The 21,068-nt window shown below is 60.0% G+C and carries 17 protein-coding genes, 1 tRNA gene and 1 pseudogene; 11 read left to right on the top strand and 8 right to left on the bottom strand.

Annotation, left to right across the window (positions count from 1 at the left end):
- Positions 1-188 (bottom strand): annotated as a pseudogene (locus ACI94_RS01685) (inositol-3-phosphate synthase); the annotation flags it as partial.
- A gap of 337 nt (positions 189-525) precedes the next feature.
- On the opposite strand from ACI94_RS01685, the gene fae reads away from it, so the two are divergent.
- A complete protein-coding gene (gene fae / locus ACI94_RS01680; RefSeq protein ID WP_066954227.1) occupies positions 526-1,029 on the top strand; it encodes a formaldehyde-activating enzyme in 504 nt (167 codons plus the stop codon).
- Between the two features lie 308 nt (positions 1,030-1,337).
- Here fae and ACI94_RS01675 read toward each other — a convergent pair whose 3' ends face one another.
- The 4 genes from ACI94_RS01675 to ACI94_RS01660 all read right to left on the bottom strand — a co-directional run bounded on the left by ACI94_RS01675 (position 1,338) and on the right by ACI94_RS01660 (position 4,957).
- On the bottom strand, positions 1,338-2,735 hold the full coding sequence (locus ACI94_RS01675; RefSeq protein WP_066954230.1) for an APC family permease: 1,398 nt from the start codon (positions 2,733-2,735) through the stop codon (positions 1,338-1,340).
- Between the two features lie 175 nt (positions 2,736-2,910).
- Positions 2,911-2,982, bottom strand: a tRNA-Gly gene (locus ACI94_RS01670).
- A 170-nt stretch (positions 2,983-3,152) separates the two neighbouring features.
- Positions 3,153-3,845, bottom strand: coding sequence for a PrsW family intramembrane metalloprotease (locus ACI94_RS01665; protein ID WP_066954696.1), 693 nt, complete (start codon positions 3,843-3,845; stop codon positions 3,153-3,155).
- 173 nt (positions 3,846-4,018) lie between these two features.
- Entirely contained in the window at positions 4,019-4,957 is a 939-nt protein-coding gene (locus tag ACI94_RS01660) for a hypothetical protein (protein WP_286681018.1), read from the bottom strand.
- A 151-nt stretch (positions 4,958-5,108) separates the two neighbouring features.
- Between ACI94_RS01660 and ACI94_RS01655 the strand changes: the two genes are divergently transcribed.
- The 8 genes from ACI94_RS01655 (at position 5,109) to ACI94_RS01620 (ending at position 14,195) form a co-directional block, all read left to right on the top strand.
- Positions 5,109-5,735 carry a bifunctional precorrin-2 dehydrogenase/sirohydrochlorin ferrochelatase gene (locus ACI94_RS01655; protein ID WP_066954233.1) on the top strand — a complete coding sequence of 209 codons (627 nt, stop codon included), beginning with the start codon at positions 5,109-5,111 and terminating at the stop codon, positions 5,733-5,735.
- A complete protein-coding gene (gene hemA / locus ACI94_RS01650) occupies positions 5,728-6,999 on the top strand; it encodes a glutamyl-tRNA reductase (RefSeq protein ID WP_066954236.1) in 1,272 nt (423 codons plus the stop codon). The genes ACI94_RS01655 and hemA overlap by 8 nt, the downstream gene beginning before the upstream one ends.
- Positions 6,978-7,961: a porphobilinogen synthase gene (gene hemB / locus ACI94_RS01645; RefSeq protein WP_066954239.1), complete on the top strand. Its 984-nt coding sequence runs from the start codon at positions 6,978-6,980 to the stop codon at positions 7,959-7,961. The genes hemA and hemB overlap by 22 nt, the downstream gene beginning before the upstream one ends.
- Positions 7,948-9,195 (top strand): glutamate-1-semialdehyde 2,1-aminomutase, encoded by a 1,248-nt coding sequence (gene hemL, locus ACI94_RS01640; protein WP_066954242.1) that lies wholly within the window; start codon positions 7,948-7,950, stop codon positions 9,193-9,195. The genes hemB and hemL overlap by 14 nt, the downstream gene beginning before the upstream one ends.
- Positions 9,180-10,064, top strand: coding sequence for a hydroxymethylbilane synthase (hemC, locus tag ACI94_RS01635; RefSeq protein ID WP_066954244.1), 885 nt, complete (start codon positions 9,180-9,182; stop codon positions 10,062-10,064). The genes hemL and hemC overlap by 16 nt, the downstream gene beginning before the upstream one ends.
- On the top strand, positions 10,061-10,789 hold the full coding sequence (gene cobA / locus ACI94_RS01630) for a uroporphyrinogen-III C-methyltransferase (RefSeq protein WP_066954247.1): 729 nt from the start codon (positions 10,061-10,063) through the stop codon (positions 10,787-10,789). Before hemC ends, cobA begins: the two co-directional genes overlap by 4 nt.
- Before the next feature lie 827 nt (positions 10,790-11,616).
- On the top strand, positions 11,617-13,260 hold the full coding sequence (gene ilvD, locus ACI94_RS01625; protein WP_273258493.1) for a dihydroxy-acid dehydratase: 1,644 nt from the start codon (positions 11,617-11,619) through the stop codon (positions 13,258-13,260).
- Positions 13,261-13,613: 353 nt separating this feature from the next.
- Entirely contained in the window at positions 13,614-14,195 is a 582-nt protein-coding gene (locus tag ACI94_RS01620) for a carbonic anhydrase (RefSeq protein WP_066954253.1), read from the top strand.
- On the opposite strand, the gene ACI94_RS01615 is transcribed toward ACI94_RS01620, so the two are convergent.
- Both ACI94_RS01615 and ACI94_RS01610 read right to left on the bottom strand, forming a co-directional pair.
- Positions 14,192-14,536 carry a hypothetical protein gene (locus ACI94_RS01615; RefSeq protein WP_066954256.1) on the bottom strand — a complete coding sequence of 115 codons (345 nt, stop codon included), beginning with the start codon at positions 14,534-14,536 and terminating at the stop codon, positions 14,192-14,194. The genes ACI94_RS01620 and ACI94_RS01615 overlap by 4 nt on opposite strands.
- Positions 14,537-14,564: 28 nt before the next feature.
- Positions 14,565-15,446 carry a flavodoxin family protein gene (locus tag ACI94_RS01610; RefSeq protein WP_066954258.1) on the bottom strand — a complete coding sequence of 294 codons (882 nt, stop codon included), beginning with the start codon at positions 15,444-15,446 and terminating at the stop codon, positions 14,565-14,567.
- Positions 15,447-15,590: 144 nt separating this feature from the next.
- Between ACI94_RS01610 and carA the strand changes: the two genes are divergently transcribed.
- Both carA and carB read left to right on the top strand, forming a co-directional pair.
- Entirely contained in the window at positions 15,591-16,643 is a 1,053-nt protein-coding gene (gene carA / locus ACI94_RS01605; RefSeq protein WP_066954261.1) for a glutamine-hydrolyzing carbamoyl-phosphate synthase small subunit, read from the top strand.
- A 1-nt stretch (position 16,644) separates the two neighbouring features.
- A complete protein-coding gene (carB, locus tag ACI94_RS01600) occupies positions 16,645-19,815 on the top strand; it encodes a carbamoyl-phosphate synthase large subunit (RefSeq protein WP_273258492.1) in 3,171 nt (1,056 codons plus the stop codon).
- 101 nt (positions 19,816-19,916) lie between these two features.
- Here the strand turns inward: carB and ACI94_RS01595 are convergent, their stop codons facing one another.
- The gene (locus tag ACI94_RS01595; protein WP_286681019.1) at positions 19,917-20,744 is read right to left on the bottom strand and encodes a glycine betaine ABC transporter substrate-binding protein; all 828 of its coding nucleotides are present in this window, start codon (positions 20,742-20,744) and stop codon (positions 19,917-19,919) included.
- Positions 20,745-21,068: the final 324 nt, after the last annotated feature.

The following is a 21,068-nucleotide window of genomic DNA, read 5'->3' as shown; positions in this document are numbered from 1 at the left end:
CCGACCTTCCTTGCATCGATATCGAAGGCTGCGACCACCTCGATATCAGACGGCAGGTAGCCGCCAAGGTCCCAATGCATCAGTCCGGTTGCGACATCCTCGCTTTTCCCGCGGTAATATTCGATTCCCTGGAGCAGCGAACTGGCGCAATTCCCGACGCCAACAATTGCAATCCTGATCGAATCCACGAAAGCCCCCCAATTGATTCAATATGCCTGACGCAACCATTATCTTCTGAATGCGTTCAAGCATCCCTATGCGGACACGACTGTGAAGACCGTTGCGTTTTAACCTATAATACGGAGCGAGGGATATAAGGGTATGGTTTTGAGAAGCATCAGAGGTTTACAGACAGCCCTGCCGTTCATGCCTCGGAACGAGGAACGAGACCGATAAGGGGCCGATGCCCTCTCGCCGCTCGAGAGGCACTCGAGTCTCCTCTGCCAAGAAAAGGGATGTATTTCATAACATTTTTCCTTCCAGATACTCCATTACCATCATTCACAATTCTTGGAGTGTGAGACTATGGTCAATATCGAACATGCACTCATCGGAGAAGCACTGGTCGGCGAAGGGCCGGAGGTTGCCCATGTCGACCTTGTCATCGGGAAGAAGGGAAGCAGCGTGGAGCAGGCCTTTGTTTCGGCGCTTGCATCGCCGGCAAAGGGCCACACGCCGCTCCTTGCTGTCCTCACCCCCAACGTTCCTGCAAGGCCTTCGACACTGATGGTCAACAAAGTCACGATCAAACACGCAAACCAGGCTCTCCTGATCTTCGGCCCGGCACAGGCCGCCGTCGCGAAGGCGGTGGTCGACAGCGTCGCGGAAGGCATCATCCCGGAGGAAGAGGCCGATGACCTGCTGATCATTGCGTCGGTCTTCATCGAGTGGGATGCGTCGGACAAGAAGAAGATCTATGACTGGAACTATGAGGCGACAAAGACCGCCATCCGCCGGGCGATGACCGGCGAGCCGAGGATGCGAGAGGTGCTCGCCCAGAAGGACACTGCAAAGCACCCCTTTGCGTGATATGATACGATTTTTTTNNTTTTTTTCCCTCTCTTTTTATTAGCGGGGTGACTTTGGTCCACACGAATGCGCCAGGGAGATGGAGAGCGATCCGGCCCTTTGGGAGTACGACCGACGCTTCTGTAGCATCTGGTTGACCGGTTCGAGCAGGTGATGAGGCAGATGTGGCTATCGATGGCCAGCGAATCCGCGATATGGACCAAAGCATCGCATCTGCCTCTACGGCCGTCATGATGACTGCGACAAAAATCTTGAGGGCGGCGACCGGGTCCATCGGCTGCTTTTCCATGAGCGGGAGGAGACGGGTGTTATCCCCGAGTCCATCTCAGAATCCTGTGGATGAGGTTCAGGAAGTTTGCGAGGTAAGTCTCCTTTGCCTCAAGCCGTCGCAGGAGCACGGCCTCCTCGGAGAGGAAGAGATCTTTGAGGTGGCGCATATCTGCCTTCGGAGAGTAGTAGAGGTAGACCGGGATCCCTGCGAGGACAACCAGGGCCCCCGCGACTTTATCGAAGGTTGTGGTGGAGAAGAGGAGAAAAAGGCAGATTGCGATCCCTGCGAGGGGGAGGATGCGCTGGCCGCGGAGGCTGGTAGCCCGGTCGCTCCGGAGAACGATGAGGGAAAAGCAGGTAAGCAGGAACGAGAACGCGAGGTTGAAGACAGCAAACGATATCATCCCGGGAAGGTTCCCGATGTTCGAGAGGACGAACGCGAGCACCCCCTGGACAATGAGAGCTACGTACGGCGTTCCGTAGTTCGGGTGAACCTTCGCAAACGCACGGGGAAAGAGCCCGTCAATCGCCATCGCATATGCGAGCCGTGCGCTGCCGAGCATTCCCGATTCGTCCGACCCCGCAACCGAGAAGAGAGCGCCGACCGTCATGATGAGCGCTCCTATCGACCCGAAGAGGATGGTGCCGGCTGTGACAAGCGGCACGGGATTCTGTTCTAGTTGGGTCCAGTTGACGAGCCCGAAGAGGACGAAGTTCGTCGAGAGGTAAAAGAGAGCGACGATCAGTATTCCGCTGATGATGGCTCGGGGGATGGCCTTCTGCGGGTCCTGTACTTCGCCGGCTGGAAGTGTCCCCATCTCGAACCCGGCATAAGCCCAGAAGATCAGGACCAGAGCGTGGGAGATATTCTCGAGTCCGAGAGGGAGCAGCGGGGTGTAGTTTCCGATGAGCATCTCCGGCCGGAGGATGAAGATACCGAACCCCGCTATGATCAGGAGGAGCAGGGGAAAGAGTTTGATGAGCGTCAGGACATCGTTCAGTCTCCCTGCTGCCCGGACGCCGACTATGTTGACGAGCGTCAAGGAGACGACGAAGGCTGCTCTCACGGTGACTCCTGCAGCCGGGGTGAGGGGGACGAGAGTCTGGAGATAATTCGTAAACGCGATTGCAAAGACTGGAAGAGCGAGGAGCTCCGCGACCCACATGCTCCAGCCGGCAAGAAAACCGTAAAAGTCATCCAGCGCCTCAGAAACGTAGGCAAACGGCCCACCGACCCTGGGGGTGTAGTAACTGCAGTAGGCAAAGATCATCGCAAGCGTTATGGCAAAGAGGCCGGCCACCACCCAGAGAACGATTGAGAACGGGCCGACCAGGCCGGCCGTGAGTGCTGAGGCTATGTAGATATCGGCACCGACGATCGCCCCGACAATGATGCTCGTCAGGTCAAACTGGGAGATCTCCCGCTGTAGCCCCATCGTAGCAGGGGGAGGAGGCAGTAGATGAGATAAGTATTCCGCGTCGATCTATCGGGGATATCACCGGATGCTCATGAAGGTAGAGCAACGGGAATGCTGGCGCTCTCCCTTGAAATAGCGGATACTTGTGCAAGTGTGCTGAGTGGATAAAAAACTCAAAGAAGAAGTTCCCCAGTGCGCCGACCGGGACTCGAACCCGGGTTTAGGCGTTGGCAACGCCTAGTGATAACCACTACACTATCGGCGCACGCGTGTTCTCGCACCTGTGTGCCTTACAACATGGCACTCACTTGGTAATAAATCTATCGAATGACGCCGGGACTCTGGGGGTGTCGTCCCCGACGGTTTCACACCCTCAGGCTGGGTTCAAGCCCTGTGGGCCGCCCCAAGATGATGATTACACTCCCCACCGCGCATCTATTGCCGCCCATAGCGAAGTGCGGCTGCAATGTTGCGGTTTGCCAGTATCCAGAGCCCGGGGGTCAGAATCAGGATGAAGATGATCATGGTATAAGCGAAGATCTCAGCGGTCATGAGCAGGAAGTTGAAGGCGCCGTGCAGGGCCATGCCGAGAAGAAGCCCTCCGATGATGATCCGGGGGCGCCGTTCGGGCGCCATGAACTTGGCCCGGCCGAGGGCGTAGCCCCAGGCACTGGCAAAAAGCGCATGCCCCGGAACGGAGAAGATTGCACGGACGACGATCGTGCCGAGCGCAAGTGCCGGCGAGGTAAGATAGGCCGTAAAGACATAGAAGACATTTTCAAGCGATGCAAGCCCGAGGGCTGCGGCAGCGGCATAGACAATCCCGTCCATCGGCTCGTCGAACTCCGTGTCCTGGTAGGCAAACTGGCGCACGACGTAGAACTTGCCGTACTCCTCGACGATGGGCGCAACGATGGCACCCATGATCAGCGGAGATGCGATGAAGAGGCCGAAGAATCCCTCAACAAAAGCCACGGGAAACGTGACGAGGGCCCCGAGGAGGAAGATCTTGGCGATCAGGGCCGCCGGTTCGGGTTCATACCTATCCCTGCGGTAGAAATACCATGCCCAGAAGACTCCCGGCCCCAGCGCCAGGGCAAGGATCACCAGCGGCTCAACCTCAACCATGCTGGTGGAGGTGAGGGTGCCATTGTGGAAGAGTCTTTCCATTTATGACGATTGCAAAGCACCCTCTCCGCGATGGAGGGGTGACGCAGAGTACAGGACGGCCCTCATCCTATCATGATGGGAGGGCATGTGTGGTGGTGTATGGCTGGATGTGGACAGCCCGAAAAAAAGAGTTACTCCGGAAGGAGCCGGTACTCCGGGGCGAGACCCTCAAGCACCAGCAGACCATAGTACCGGAAGAACGTGACGAACGGCACCATGATCAGGAGCGTGACCGGGATTGCGATGACGAGATAGGGAATGAGGAGCGCAAGGAGCAGCAGGATGTTTGCCATGGGTGCGGCAAGGAACACGAACCCTATGAGAATGAACGGTATCGCGATGACCATCATTGCCAGGACGATCAGGACTATCTGAACAATTCTGGCGATGAAAGCCAGCACCAACCGGAGAATGATATAGAGGAGAGTCTGCCAGACGTTGGTAGAGATCACCCCGATCAGCCTCCGCCACCCCTCGATGACACCGCAGTCCTCGCGGATCATGATCGGGACGACAAAGTCGGTGGTCAGGAGGAAGATAATCCCGAATATGAGGCTCAAAACCAGGATAGCCGGGATGAAGACGAGGAGGAGAAGCGGCGCACCGGGAACGCGTCCCATTCCGGAAAACACAAAGAGCAGAACGGCGAGCGCCGCGACACCGAGTACCAGGAGGATCGCAAAACCCGCCTCGAAGAGAAAGAGCCGCAGCCCTTTCCCGAGTCGCTCTCCAAAGAAAGGCCGTATGTGGACATCCCCCGTCCTCAGCATATCGACGAAGACAAACTGCATCACCGCGCCGACGATCATCCAGATCAGAACGAGTGCCAGTGCGGCGAGGATGATGACCCCAACGAGCGGCAGGATCCCGGGAAGGGAGCCTTCGATCCCGGGCGGAAGATCGCCCTCCCCGAAGTTATAGTCGGAAGTGCCTGGGAGGCTTACACCACCAATAAAGAGCGCGATCAATGCCAGGCGGAGCCAGACACCCCACCGGAACGGCCAGAGCAGGCTTTTCGTGCGCTTAAAGGCGCCATCCAGCCTGCTGAAAGCATACGTCTCATCAGCCATAGATCTCATGAAGAAGAGGAACTTCCAGCCATTAAATCCTTCTTTAAGCGCATTGGCCCAGCAGCCGGGACCCGGGGTGATATCTGCCCGATCCAGGGATGTGGGGCCTTTCAACATCTTAATCTAGTCCGTTCACCAGACTATAGAACAAATGATCCCTCTCATGCTTGACCTGACGGGCAGGAGGGTGCTCATCTTCGGGGGAGGCGACGTCGGTGCCAGGAAGGCTGCATACTTCGAGCATGAGACGGAGGTAACGGTGATCAGCCGTTCGTTCTCGCCGGATCTTGAAGGTCTTGCAGTCCAGCGGCAGGAGGCCGACCTCTCATCCCTCACGGACGAAGCGCTCCGTGGCATCCTGCAGGGTGCGTTCCTCGCCGTAGCCGCGACACAGGATCCGGTGATTAACAACCGCATCGGGAAATTATGCGCTGAGATGGGAGTTCTCTTCAATAACGCCGCCGGAGAACCGGGTGACGTCATCATCCCTTCGATCGTCCGGGGCAGCAACTACCTGGTCGCGATCAGCACCCGCGGAAAAAGCCCCGCCGTATCCCGCTACCTCCGCGAAAAGCTCGAGGCTGAGTATGCAGATCTCGACCGGATGATCGACCTGCAAGAAGAGGTGCGTTCGATGCTCAAGAAGACTGAACCGGTGCAGGAGGAGCGATCCCGTATCCTCTGGAAGATCCTTTCGGACGACGAGATCTGGGAAGCGCTCGCCTCCGATTATAGCCGGGCACGCGGACTGGCCATCAAGAGGTATCTGCATGCCTGATTCACTCACGATCCCGCTCGCGCTCGCGGGTATCAGTCACCACACTGCAGATATCGCAACGCTCGAAGCGTTCCGGTTCCCCGATGAAGCGGCGTTCCTCCGTGAGGCGCGGGAGCGATTCCAGGGCGCCCTCCTGCTCCAGACCTGCAACCGCGTCGAGGTGCTGGTGCAGGGCGATGCGCAGAGCCTTGAGGGGTTCCTGCAAGAGCATGGCAGGCGTGACTTTGCGGTTATCGAAGGCGAGGCCGTCCCGCGTCACCTCCTCGAGCTCGCTGCCGGCATCGACTCCCTGATCGTCGGGGAGGACCAGATCCTAGGACAGCTCAAACGGGCGCTTGCGGCCGCAGAGGAAGCGGGGACAGCAAGCAGCATGATCAAGCTCTGTATCAACAAAGCGGTCCACGTAGGGGTCAGAGTCCGGCGTCAGACTCGAATCAACCGGGGTTCGGTCTCGGTCGGTTCTGCGGCCGTGACACTTGCAGAGAGGCTTCTTGGGACCCTTCGCGACCGGCACATCCTGGTCGTCGGGAGCGGTGAGATGGGGGTGCTCGTGGCGCAGGCGCTCGCCGCGAAGGGCCTTACGGCCATCTACGTTGCGAACAGGACCTACGATCGCGCGGTGATGCTTGCAGAAAAGATCGGAGGGCGAGCGGTCAACTTCAAGGACCTCTACCGTTACATTGCGCTCTCTGATGTCGTCATCTCCTGCACTGCAGCGCCGCACCCGGTCATCCGAACCGAGGATATCATGGGAGTGATGGAGGAGCGTCTCTGGCCGCTCGATCCGCACCCCCGCCACCTGATCCTGATCGATATCGCCCAGCCCCGCGACATCGAAGATGGGGTTCGATCGATCGATGGCGTACACCTCTTTACAATCGATGACCTTCGGAGCATCAACGACGCCGCCATGGACTCCCGAAGGAGCGAGGCGGATCGGGCACGCGAGATCATCGATGAAGAACTCGACCATTTCATCCGGCTCCTCCGGCGAACAGCGGCAGATGAGACGCTTGCTCTCCTGTATACATGGGCGGAGTCGATCCGGGTGCGTGAACGGGATCGGGCGCTTGCCCGCCTCGGGGAGATGGACGACCGGACGGTGGAGGTCATCGACGACCTCTGTCGTGCGCTCACCAAAAAACTCCTCTCCGACGTGACGATGGCCATCCGAACAAGCGCAGAGCGTGGTGATACTACGACAGCAGAAGCCCTGATGAGGGCAATTACCCAGGGGGAGTTATGTTCCCAGAACGAAGAATGAGGCGGATGCGGCGGCGGATCATTCAGCCGCTCCTCCGCGAGACAGAACTTAGGAAGACCGATCTTATTGCGCCGATCTTTGTCGACGCATCGATAGACGCACCGCTTCCGATCGCCTCTATGCCCGGGCAGTTCCGCTACCCGGTAGACGGTGTCGCCGACTGCTGCGAGCGCCTCTGGAACGCCGGCATCCGGGCTGTGATCCTCTTTGGAATACCGGCCGCCAAGGACAGCGCGGCGACGGAGGCATACGCGGCGGCCGGCGTTGTCCAGCAGGCCGTCCGGAGGATCAAGGAGCGATTGGCGGAGATGGTTGTTGTGACCGATGTCTGTGCCTGCGAGTACACCGACCACGGCCACTGCGGGATCGTCGGGGAGACGGCCGACGGTCCAGACCTCTTAAACGATCCCTCGCTTGACCTGATGGCTAAGATTGCCGTCTCTCACGCGGAGAGCGGCGCTGATATCGTCGCACCGTCGTGTATGCTCGATGGGATGGTGCAGGCGATCCGGCGGGCTCTCGATGAGGCCGGATATCAGGATGTTTTGATCATGTCCTACTCCTCGAAGTTTGCAAGCGCTCTCTATGGGCCGTTCCGCGATGCAGCAGACTCGGGGTTTGCGTTCGGCGACCGGACGACCTACCAGATCAATCCGGGTAACGCGAGGGAGGCAGTGATGGAGTCGGAGCTCGACGCGGCCGAAGGGGCGGATATCCTGATGGTCAAGCCGGCAGGGATCTACCTCGACATCCTCGCGGCCATAAAAGATCTCGGGCTGCCGGTCGCGGCCTACCAGGTCAGCGGGGAGTACGCGATGATCAAGGCGGCCGCAGAACGCGGATGGCTGAATGAGCGTGCCGTCGCCCTCGAGAGCCTCACCGCCATCAAGCGCGCCGGGGCCGACCTGATCATCACCTACTTTGCAGAAGATGCGGCGAGGTGGCTCGATGAAGAGCAGTGACCTCTTTAGTCGCGCTAAGACCCTGATGCCGGGCGGCGTCAGCAGTCCTGTCCGGGCGATCAAGCCCTACCCGTTCTACGTGGAGCGCGCCGCAGGGTCCCGCCTCACGACCGTCGACGGAGTAGACCTCATCGACTGCTGTCTCGGCTACGGGCCCCTCATCCTCGGCCACGCGCACCCGGAGATCCGGGAGGCGATCGAGCGGCAGCTCGCGAAGGGGTGGCTCTACGGCACGCCGACGCCGCTCGAACTCGACCTTGCGGGGATGCTTGTTGACGATCACCCCGCCATCGAGATGGTCCGGTTCGTCTCGTCGGGATCCGAGGCGACGATGGCCGCGATCCGGCTCGCCCGGGGCTATACAGGGAGACAGGACATCGTCAAGGTCGAGGGTGGGTTTCACGGCGCCCACGATGCTGTCCTGGTCAAGGCCGGGTCGGGAGCGACCACGCTCGGGGTGCCTGACTCTGCAGGCGTCCTCCCGGACCTTGTAGCACACACCCGGCAGGTCCCTTACAACGACCCCGAGGCGCTGGAAGACCTTCTTTCCAAAAACGACGATATCGCCGCGTTCATACTCGAGCCGATCATGGGGAACGTCGGCCCGGTCCTCCCCGATGACGGCTACCTCGCCGCCGTCCGGGAGATAACCGCGGCTCACGATGTTCTCCTCATCCTCGACGAGGTGATCACCGGGTACCGGGTCGGAATCGGCGGCGCGGAGGTGCTGTACGGGGTAAAGCCGGACCTTGCAACGTTTGGAAAGATCATCGGCGGCGGTCTCCCCATCGGAGCGTTCGGGGGGCGGCGCGAGATCATGGAACTGGTTGCCCCCGCAGGCCCGGTCTATCAGGCCGGAACCTTCAGCGGCAACCCGGCGAGCCTCGCGGCGGGGTATGCGACCCTCCGCCACCTCCACGAGCACCCGGAGATCTACCGGCGGCTCGACGAGGCCACGCGGGCGATCGGAGAGGTCGCCACAGACGCGCACCGCGGCTCGTTCGTGAGAATTGGCTCGCTCTTCAAGCACTTCTTCCGGGGCGAACCTCCGCGGAACTACCGGGAGGTCAAGGAGTGCGACACGGAAGCGTTCTCGCGGTTCTGGCGGGCGATGCTTGATGCCGGGATCTTCCTCCCGCCCTCGCAGTTCGAGACGAACTTCCTCTCCGCCGCCCACACGAAAGAGGATATCGAACAGATAGCAGACGCATACGGATCATGTCTCTTCGCATAGGCACACGGGGAAGCGCTCTCGCGCTTGCGCAGACAAAGAAGGTGGCCGGCCTCCTCGCCGACCGGGGTATCGAGACGGAGATCATCACGATCACGACCGAGGGCGACACCGCAACCGGCGTCCCGCTCCATGCCATCGGCGGGCAGGGGGTCTTCGTGCGGGCGCTTGATGAGGCGATCATCCGCGGCGAGATCGACGCTGCGGTGCACAGTATGAAGGATATCCCCGCAGCCCGTCCTGCGGGAACCGTCTGCTGTGCGGTGCTTGAACGGGACTCGCCTGCGGATTTTCTTGCGCACGAGGGTCCCCTCGATGCGGTCAGGATCGTCGGGTCCTCGAGCACCCGCCGCCGCGCCCAGCTCCTCCGCGAGGAACCGGCGCTTGAGGTGAAGCAACTGCGGGGGAACGTCGATACCCGGATACGGAAGCTCCGCGAGGGGCAGTACGACGCCATCGTGCTCGCGGAGGCGGGCCTCCAGCGGCTCAACCTCACGCTCCCCGGCGAGCCCCTCCCGACCGACCGGTTCGTCCCGTCCCCAAACCAGGGGACCATTGCGGTTGTCTGCCGGGACGACCCGGCCGTCGCCGAGGTCTTTGCCCCCCTCGACCACGCGCCCACCCGTCTCGATGTGGAGATCGAGCGTGCCGTCATGGAGGAGGTCGGCGGCGGGTGCTTTACCCCGCAGGGGATCTACTGCCGGAACGGGAACCTGACCGCCGAGGTGCTCGCGCTCGACGGCTCCCGTTGGGAGCGGATCGAGCGACACATAACAACAATCGACGAGGCGCGGGAGTGCGGGCGCGAACTGCGCCGACAGGCGGCCGACCTTATCCGGGAGGCATATGCAGCACTGGGGATAAAACCATGACAGGAAAAGCGTATCTTGTGGGGTCTGGCCCGGGCGGGCTCGGCCTCCTGACGATGAGGGCCCGCGAGGTGATCGATGCGGCGGACGTAATCCTCTACGACCAGCTCCCCGGCGAGGAGATCCTCGCATCGCTTCCTAAGAGCGCCGAACTCATCGACTGCGGGAAGTACGGCGGCAACCACACCATGGAGCAGGACGAGATCGAGGCGCTGATGGTCGAGCGTGTCAAGGCAGGGAAGACCGTTGTCCGCTTAAAAGGAGGCGACCCCTTCCTCTTCGGCCGCGGCGGGGAGGAGGTCGAGACCCTCCGGGAGCACGGCATCCCCGTCGAGGTGGTACCCGGAGTGACGAGCGCCATCGCCGTTCCCGAGATGGTCGGTATACCGGTCACTCACCGGCGATACGCGTCGCAGGTGACGTTCATCACCGGCCACGAAGACCCCACGAAACCCGAGTCCGCCCTCGACTGGGAGGTCCTCGCCCGCCTGAAAGGGACCCTCGTCGTTCTGATGGGCGTAAAGAACCTCCCCGCGATCGCGAAAGCCCTCACGGCGAACGGCAAGGACCCCGCGACCCCCGTGGCTATCATCGAGCGGGGGCTCCGGCCGGACCAGCGCGTGACGGTCGGGACCCTTGCCGACATCGCCGAGAAGGCCCGCGCCGCAGGTGTCCGGCCGCCGGCGGTGATCGTGATCGGGTGGGTGGTGGAACTTTACGAGGGTTGAAGGAGATTTGGGGGGCGGATGATCCCCTGCGCTGTTCTAGCATCTTCTTTTTTTGCACTGATTATTCCGGGTTGGTGGTGTTTTAAGAAGTGTTGGCGAGAATTGGGCGGCTCTATAGGGCATGCCCTTCAGGGGGTGACGTGAGGGCCTTTGTGCTTTTAGTCCTCTGTTTCTGCTCGTAGTCATTCACACCCATGCACGGATTTCCGGTGGATATCGCCATTGGGGGAGGGGCCGACGGGGAGTGCGATGGTCCGAAGGACCGGAGCTCGAGCACCGTTAGGTGCGAGGTGCGAGCGAAGCGAGCTTGAGAAACTCGAAGAGTTTCGAGAACGAAGGGCGGAACGCCCTGAGTTCGAGCACCGTTAGGTGCGAAGGGGGCTTGCCCCCCTCCCCTGTCTCCGCACCTAAAATAGATGTTCTGTGTGATTCGTTGACATGACGAAATTATCCCCTCAAGAAGAGATGTAGAATATCTGTGGGTCTTTGAGGGTCCTTGCCTGCGAGATGATGCCGCAAACCCCCACCGCCCGCGCTTCGCGCTCCTCAATCGCACCTGGCGGTGCTCAAACTCCTTTCCCTGCGGGAAAGTCGTTCCGCCCCCAAGGGGGCGGGCAGTGCATGGCGATAGCCGCTGGAAATCCATGTTCGGAACGTTCGAACCGTAAAATATGAGTCCTTGAGGAGCGGGCGAGGTAAGGCGTTCTCAAACACGAGTATTCTTACCCTCAACTATGCCGGAAAATTTCTCCATCCTATCCGTGCACCACTCCCTGCAACCGGAATCCTCTTTTCCCCTCGCACGCTTACCTCCTATGAGAATTACCATGCGGAGTGAGACGGTAAAGAAAGGCTACCAGCGTGCTCCGAACCGGGCGCTGCTTCGGTCGCTCGGCGTGACCGACCGGGAGATGGACCAGCCCTTCATCGGGATAGCGAACGCGTACAACACGATCGTCCCCGGGCACATCCACCTCCGGTCGCTCTCGCAGAAGGTGCAGGAGGGTGTCGCGGCCGCGGGCGGCGTGCCGTTCGAGTTCGGGACCATCGGTATCTGCGACGGGATTGCGATGGGCCACGAGGGGATGCGCTATTCCCTCCCCTCGCGTGAGAACATCGCCGACGCCGTCGAGCTGATGGTCGAGGCGCACCGGTTCGACGGCCTCGTCTGCATCGGGACCTGTGATAAGATCGTCCCCGGGATGCTGATGGCGGCGGTTCGGTGCAACATCCCGACGATCGTCGTCACCGGCGGGCCCATGCTCCCCGGCTATTCGGCGGGCCGCGAGCTCTCCCTCATCGACGTCTTTGAGGGTGTGGGCCGCATCGCCGCCGGGACGATGTGCGAGGAGGAACTCGGGGAACTCGAGTGCGCGGCAATGCCCGGGTGCGGGAGTTGCCAGGGGCTTTATACCGCAAATACCATGGCCTGCGTGACCGAGGCCCTCGGCCTCTCCCTCCCGGGGACTGCCGCCATCCCTGCAGTCGACGCGGCAAAACTCCGCATCGCCCGGGAGAGCGGGGAGCGGGTGGTGGATCTGGTCCGGGAGGGCATCCATCCAAGAGACATCGTCACCGAAAGAAGCATCAAAAACGCCATTCGCGTGGACATGGCGCTCGGCGGGTCGTCAAACACTGTGCTCCACCTGATGGCCATCGCCCGGGAGGCGGAGGTCCCCCTCGAACTTGAGACTTTCAATACCATCGCCGAGGAGACCCCGCATATCTGCCACATGCAGCCCGGGGGACCGCACTCGATGCTCGCGCTCCATCGGGCGGGAGGAATCCCCGCGGTCCTTTCGATGCTCGAGCGCTATCTCGACGACGCCCCGACGGTCTCGGGACGCTCGATCCTCGATATCGCGAAAGCCGCGAGAGTCACCAACCCGGAGGTGATCCACACGACCGATGCTCCTGTCAGCCCCTCCGGCGGCCTCAAGATCCTCAGAGGAACGCTTGCCCCCGACGGCGCCGTCATCAAGTGCGCGGCCGTCTCCAAGGAGATGTGGCGTCACCGCGGTCCGGCACGAGTCTTTGACGGGGAAGCGGCCGCGATGAAGGCGATCCTCAACCGTGAGATCGCAGAGGGCGACGTCATCGTTATCCGCTACGAAGGACCTCGGGGAGGGCCGGGGATGCCCGAGATGCTCTCGCCGACCTCGGCGCTGATGGGTCTCGGCTATGCCAGGGTCGCACTGGTGACGGACGGACGTTTCTCGGGCGGCACCCGGGGCCCGTGCATCGGGCACGTCGCTCCCGAGGCCGCGATCGGTGGGCCGATCGCTCTTGTGGAGAACGGCGACGAGATCGTGATCGACCTCTACGAGAAACGCCTCGACCTCATTGTCGATACGGCGACCCTCGAGGAGCGGCGGCGAACCTGGAGACCGCCGGAACGTCGGCTTACCGGGGTGCTCGCCCGGTATGCGCAGACCGTCGAACAGGCTAACCTGGGCGCCGTCCAGAAGTAACCTCTTTTTTGCTAGAACGGGCGGAATGACCTTTATTTTCCCATCCGGGATGAGCGCATGGACTTTTCCCGTGCAACGGCTCCCGGCGGCGATCTATTTTCGTTGATAGAGAGCCCCGATTGGATAAATATACCCTATAATCGCGATGATTTTGTACCCTGCATCCCTAAACCGCACGTTGACGAACAGGAGTGTTCATAAATGCCTGAAGCAAAATCCAGCAGGTTACTGCCTTTATCTTTGGCCATCTCTTTGCAACATCCCGGCGAATATGTTTTTAATCTCAGGACGCAACCTCCACGGTAGGCGCATCCGTCCAGGACGGTCGCCAATATTGACGACGGAGTTTACGGATGATTGAGAAGTTTCTTGAGGGCAACAAGCGCTTCGTAAAGGAAGACTTTGCAAAGGACCCAGAACATTACGGCCCGCTTGCATCGGCCCAGCATCCAGAGGTCCTCTGGATAGGATGCTCCGATTCAAGAGTGAATCCCGAACGCATAACCGGCGCAAAAGCCGGCCAGATCTTCGTGCACCGCAATATCGGGAACATTGTCCCAATCCACGACTGGAACTTCGCGACAGTGCTTGAATACGCGGTCAACCACCTCAAGGTCGGGGATATCGTCATCTGCGGGCACTCGAACTGCGGCGCTATGAAGGCGCTCGGCCATGAGACCGATGACGTATACATCCCGCTCTGGCTGAATAACGCGATGGAGGCGAAACACCGGGTTGATGCCAGGATCCCTGCGCCGAAGACCCCCGAAGAGGAAAAGTACCGGCTGCGCGAGATCGAGATTGAGAACGTTGCCCTGCAGATTGAGCACCTCCGCACCTACCCGACGGTCAAGGCTGCGGAAAAAGAGGGACGAATTGGGGTTCACGGCCTCTACTTCGATCTTGCGACCGGAGAACTGGAGAAGATATTCTAGGATTCCTCCAGGGCATAATCAATCTCTTCTTTTATCAGATCGAGCGAGATCCTCCCGATCGACGTCAGCCTCCCGTTGACGAGGATGATCGGGATGGGGGGGTGACGCTCCTCAATGATCTCCCTCACGTGGTCGGGCATCTCATCGTCGAGCAGCGTCATCTTCACCTCGACCTTATCGCCGTAATCGTAGAGGAGTTCATCACGCAGGGCGCTGACGGCGTCCATCAGGCTATTTGACGGGTAGCAGGTCTCAAGGCCGCAGGATCGCGTCTCATCGCAGGGAAACGGACCGCATTCGGACTCCATAAACCCGACTATCTCAACAGTCACTTCTGCCATGTACCTTCGGTGAGGGATTCGGGCTATATTATCCTTCGTCCCGGGGAGTGAGCAGAGCACGGAACGCCGCCCTGATATCGTCCTCAGCTCCAGCAATCACGCCTACATCACCCGCCCGGTCGAGATCGCCGATCAGCACCGGTGCGGCGGGACGGATCCCCAGGTTCTTCATGAACATGTCGACCACACGCGTCACACAGACGAATGGCTCGGCTCCCCGCCTGCCGGCGACCGTGACGAGAAGCCCACGGGCGTGCACCTCCTTCCCGAGTATCTTCTCCCGGGCATGGAGCCATTGGCAGCGGTCCATCAGCGCTTTGAGGGGAGCCGGGACGGTCCCGGTGTAGACCGGGGTGCAGACGACGAGGACCGATGCGGTCTCAAGCGCCCGGATGATCGCGGGCATATCGTCATCAACCGGACAGTAGCCATGGTTGTAGCAGACGTAACAGCCGATACATGGCCTGATATCCATCTCGTGCAGATAAAAGGCCCGGGAGGTGAGACCCATACGGGTGGCCTCGTCGTAGCACCACGACGCAACTTTCGCGGAGTTCCCGAACCGGCGCGGACTCCCCTGCAGAATGACGACGTCGGCCGCGCCGGTCCCCGGGAGCGGGCGGGTGAAGAGACGTGGCCGCACATAGGCCTCGGGGCGGGAGGCCACGTCGTGAACGAGCCGCGCAAAGACGATCTCCGCCGCCTTCCGGGTATCAAAGAGGGAGATCGGCGGCGCCTCGTAGGAGTTGATTGCGTAGGTGTATACTGTCGTCGTGCCGTGGAGGACCTCGATCGTGTACCGGATCATGCCAGGATAGATGCTCCCAAGGTCATCGAGGGTGAGTTTGACCGTAAACGTCCCCTCAGGCGTCTCGATGATCTCAGTCAACTCTCTCGCGCTCTCACCCACGGCATGCCATCTGGCGCTCGGCCGCCATCAATATTTCGTGTTTATGGGACTCTTTGTTTTAGGTTTCAGACGCGGTGACCGGGGGCGGTGCGCGATCGGTCATTACCGTTAATACGGAATCCGATCCACATGGTATGGTAATTCATGAAGGCGGTTCTGGGTCTTGAAGACGGAACATTTGTTGTAGGGGATGGTTTTGGCGTTGAGGGGACATGTTCCGGGGAACTCGTCTTCACGACGCAGATGACCGGTTACATGGAGGCATTGACTGATCCCAGTTATGCCGGGCAGATTTTGATGTTTACGTATCCTCTCATCGGGAATTATGGTGTAGATTATCAGAATTTTGAGAGCGCACGGGTGCACGCGCGGGGTTGCATCGCGCGCGAGATCGCTCGCGCGCCTGCAATGCGCCCTTCAGTTGCGGAGTTTTTTGAAGAGAACGGTCTGCTCGGGATCTCAGGCGTCGACACCCGCAGCCTGACGATAAAGACCCGGACGGTCGGGACGCTCCGGGCCTCTCTCATTGTCGGAAGCACGGATGGTGAGGAGGCTGTCCGGCGCGCTCGGGCGGTCCCTCCGATCAGCGAGGTGGATCTTATCGGGAGCGTCTCCTGCCCTGAGCCCTACCGGATCAGTGGGTCAGGAAAACGGATTGCGGTCATCGATCTCGGTGTAAAACGGCATATCCTTGAGAGTCTCAGATCTCGCGGCGCCGATATCTACGTCTTCCCGCACAATGCCGTACCCGACGAGGTAATGGCAGTAGAGCCTGATGCGCTCTTCATCAGTAATGGACCGGGCGATCCGAAGAGGGCAACAAGCGCCATCAGGTGCGTCCGCGATCTTGTGGGTGAGGTGCCGATCATCGGCATCTGCATGGGTATCCAGGTAGCAGCGCTCGCCCTCGGTGCCGAGACCTACAAGATGAAGTTTGGTCACCGTGGGACAAACCAGCCGGTTCGCTACCGGGACGGGAGCATCTACATCACGACGCAGAATCACGGGTTTGCGGTGGACGAGGAGACGCTGCCCGAGGGATGCATAGTCTCATACCGGAACGTGAACGACGGAACCGTTGAAGGGTTCGAGGATGACGACCTCAACATCACCTGCGTCCAGTTCCACCCGGAGGCGCACAGCGGCCCCCGGGATACGGAGATGTGCTTCTTTGACCGCATCTATAGGGGGCTCTAACATGCCAAGGAATCCTCGTATTAAAAAAGTCCTCATCATCGGGTCTGGCCCCATCCAGATCGGGCAGGCGGCCGAGTTCGATTTCTCAGGTTCGCAGGCCTGCCGCGCCCTCCGGGAGGAGGGTGTCGAGGTCGTCCTCGTCAACTCGAACCCCGCGACGATACAGACCGACCCGGATACTGCAGACGTTATCTACATCGAGCCGCTGAAGGCCGAACTCATTGCAAAGATTATCAAAAAAGAGAAGCCCGATGGAATCTTGAGCGGGATGGGCGGCCAGACCGCTCTCAACATGACCGCAGAACTCGCGGAGATGGGTGCGCTTGAGGGCGTCGAGATCCTCGGAACACCCCTCGAGGCAATCTACCGCGGCGAAGACCGGGAGCAGTTCCGCGACCTGATGAATGCCATCGGCGAACCCGTCCCCCGGAGCATGATCCTCGAGAGCATGAGCCAGATCGACGAGGCTATTCGCGAAGTTGGTCTTCCGGCGATCATCAGGCCGGCATATACGCTCGGCGGCTCGGGAGGCGGCGTGGCGCACACACCCGAGGAGATGCGGCGGATCTGTGAGTTAGGGCTTGCCCGCTCCCGGATCCACCAGGTCCTCGTGGAAGAGAGCGTCGCCGGGTGGAAGGAGATCGAGTTTGAGGTGATGCGAGACGCGGCCGATACCTGTATCATCGTCTGCGGGATGGAGAATGTCGACCCGATGGGCATCCACACCGGCGAGAGCATCGTCGTTGCACCTATCCTCACCCTGCGCGATGATGAGTTCCAGATGCTTCGAACCGCCGCGATAAAGATTATCCGGGCTCTCGGCGTCCAGGGCGGGTGCAACATCCAGTTCGCCTACCGCGACGGCAATTACCGGGTCATCGAGGTGAACCCCCGGGTCTCGCGATCGTCGGCGCTCGCATCCAAGGCGACCGGCTACCCGATCGCCAGGGTTGCAGCAAAGATCGCGATCGGGCTTCGGCTCGACGAGATCATGAATCCCGTGACCGGTGTCACCCCTGCGTCATTCGAGCCTGCGATCGATTACGTGGTGGTAAAGGTGCCCCGGTGGCCGTTTGATAAGTTCAAGTCGGCGGACCGGACGCTCACCACGGCGATGAAGAGCACCGGCGAAGTGATGGCAATCGGCCGGACGGTCGAGGAGGCGTTCAAGAAGGCGCTCCGGTCGATCGATACCGATATGCAGCGGCATACGAACCCGAGCGAGATCCGGATGATCCTTACATCTCCGACGGACGAGCGGTTCGGCTGTCTATTTGATGCCATCCGGGAGGGGTTCACGGTCGAGGAGATTGCTAACCTCACCTCCATCGCGCCGTTCTTCATTGAGAAGATCAAGAACATCGTGGATCTCGAATGGAAACTCAAGAATGCCTTTGAACCCGGAGATATCCAGGTTGCAAAGCGTTACGGCTTCTCAAACGAAGAACTGCAGGCACTCACGGGGAAGACCGCCGCCGAGATCGAGGCCATCGCTGGAACCCCGACCTACAAGATGGTGGACACCTGCGCCGCAGAGTTCCCGGCCACAACCCCTTACTTCTACTCAACGTGGGAAGATGAGTGCGAACTCACCAGGAGCGACGCGAAGAAGATCCTGATCCTCGGTTCCGGACCGATCCGGATCGGGCAGGGGATCGAGTTTGATTACTGCACCGTCCACGCGGTGATGGCGCTCCGCGAGGAGGAAGGGATCGAGGTCCATATCATCAATAATAACCCAGAAACGGTCTCGACCGATGCTGATACCTCAGATAGGCTCTTCTTTGAGCCGATGCAACTTGAGGATGTCGTAAATGTCCTCAAAAAGGATAACTACTACGGTGTCATGGTCCAGTTCGGGGGCCAGAACTCGGTGAACCTGGCCGTGCCCCTGGAGGCGGAGATCAAACGCCTCGGTCTCTCGACGAAGATCCTGGGGACGTCGCCCGATGCCATGGATGTGGCGGAGGACCGAGACCGATTCAGCCATCTCCTCAACCAGCTCGGTATCCCGAGCCCGGCGAACTCTTCTGCGCATTCGGAGGAAGAAGCGTGGGAGATTGCCCGATCGATCGGCTACCCGGTGCTGGTTCGGCCGTCCTATGTCCTTGGCGGGCGGGCGATGGAACTCGTCCACGACGAGACTGAACTGGAGAGTTACATCAAAGAGGCTGTCCGGGTGAGCAGGAAACACCCGGTGCTGATCGACTCCTTCCTCCAGGGCGCCGTCGAGATCGATGTGGATGCGGTCTGTGACGGGACCGATGTCCTGATCGGCGGTATCATGGAGCATATCGAGTGGGCCGGGGTCCACTCCGGCGACTCGGCCTGCGTCATCCCCCCGCAGTCCCTCTCTCCCTCGGTGATTGCGCGGGTCCGGGAGTACACAAGGAAGATTGCCCTCGGCCTCGGGGTCGTCGGGCTGATCAACATCCAGTATGCCGTCCAGAACGACATCGTCTACGTGCTCGAGGCAAACCCACGGGCAAGCCGGACCGTGCCGTTCGTCTCGAAGGCAACGGGCATCCCCCTCGCGAAGCTTGCGGCGAAGGTGATGGTGGGTCGGAAACTTGCCGATATGAATATTGTCGAGCCCAAGATCGAGCATGTTGCGGTGAAAGAAGTGCTCCTGCCGTTCAACAAACTCCCCGGCGTCGACACCGTCCTTGGGCCGGAGATGAAGAGTACCGGCGAGGTGATGGGGATCGATTACGACTTCGGCCGCGCCTACTACAAGGCAAGCACCGCTGCGGACAACACCCTGCCGACGAGCGGGAATATCTTCATATCAGTGACGGACGATCAGAAGGAGGAACTTCTCCCGATTGCGCGCAAGCTCCGGGAACTCGGCCTCTCGCTCTATGGTACGAGCGGGACGGTCGATTTCCTCACCCAGAACGGCGTTGAGGCGAATCTGGTCCGGAAGGTCCAGGAAGGATCACCGAACGTCATCGACGTCATGCGCTCTGGCGGGATCCGGTTGATCATCAACACCCCGGCAGATAAGGCGTCCCGGCAGGATCACATCCAGATCATGCGGGCGGCCGTCGATTACGGCATTCCTTACATCACCACGCTTCAGGCGGCACGCGCTGCTGCGATGGCGATTGATGCTATCAAGCGCGAGGAGATCACCATCGAGCCGCTTGGGCACTACCACGGGCTGGCGTAACCCGGCCCGGGAGACTTTTTTTCATCGCTCTCATCCACCGTTTCTGGGATCAGCTACCTGGACGAAAAGATCCCGGAAGATTCTGCTCAAAAAAAGGAGGATTATGCGTACCCTAGCCACGCATCAACCTTGTCGCGGTTGGCATCAATCCACTTCTGTGCGGCTTCCTCTTCTGACATGCCGTCAGCGATATCGGTCATGACCGTGGCGATATCCTCGCCGGTCCACTCAAACCGGGTGAGGATCGCATAAGCCTCCGGGTCGTCAGTCGCGAGACCCTGTCTTGCGAGGGTCACGATATCCTCGGCCCCACCGTAGACACCCTTCGGATCATCGAGGAACTTGAGGTCATAGCGGCCGAACTTCCAGTGCGGCGACCACCCGGTCACCACGACCCATTTCTCGCGCTCGATGGAGGAGGAGAGCTCAGCTGCCATACCGGCACTGCTGCTTGCAACCAGTTCATAGTTGAGGCCGTACTCATCGATGGCCTGTTCGGTCCGGGTCATGATCCCCGCACCAGGCTCGATGCCCACGATCCTGCCGCCGAACTGATCGGCCACGCCGTTCATCTCCTCAATCGAGTCGATGGTTACGTAGGTCGGAACAACAAGCCCAATACGTGCCGCTCCGGGGATGTTCTCCTTGACATAATCGATCCGGTCGCCGTACTGCTCCCAGTAGTGCTCATGCGTGTGGGGGAGCCATCCGGTTGTCGTAAAGTCGACGCTCCCACTTGCAAGCGCCTGGAAGAGCGGTCCTGCATCGACGGCAATCAGTTCGACGTCGTATCCTGCTTCCTCAAAGACCAGTTTCATCACGTTGCTGCTCGCGATGGCACAGTCCCAGGTGACATAGCCGATCCTGATCTCTTTCTTGGGCTCAGTTGCCTGTGTGCCGGTGCAACCGGCAGAGAAGAGACAGAGCANNTTTTCGATTCATGATTTTACCTCAACATCGGTATCTATTCGCTTTCAGCGAATAGATCGCGTTCAGAATCCGGCTTGTGTGGGGTTCCGGATTCTCACAAACAATCCAGCTTGGCAGCAAGTTACCAGCAGTCTGGACATAAGCAGAGGTGGCGAAGTATGCCACTCCTGGCTTGCTTGCACCCCAGGGCAAAAAGGCCAGATGTTGACCGATTCAACATATAGATGTAACATTATTTAGGTTTTACGAGTTCCGATTGGCGAATGAAGCCTTTTTGAAACGAGATTTGAACGGAGATATGACGACGATCCCCTCTATTATAC

The sequence above is a fragment of the Methanoculleus sp. DTU007 genome (assembly GCF_001512385.1).
Taxonomy (GTDB): Archaea; Halobacteriota; Methanomicrobia; order Methanomicrobiales; family Methanoculleaceae; genus Methanoculleus; species Methanoculleus thermophilus.
The sequence above is the reverse complement of the archived record's forward strand: the minus strand, read 5'-3'. Positions and strand labels throughout refer to the sequence as shown.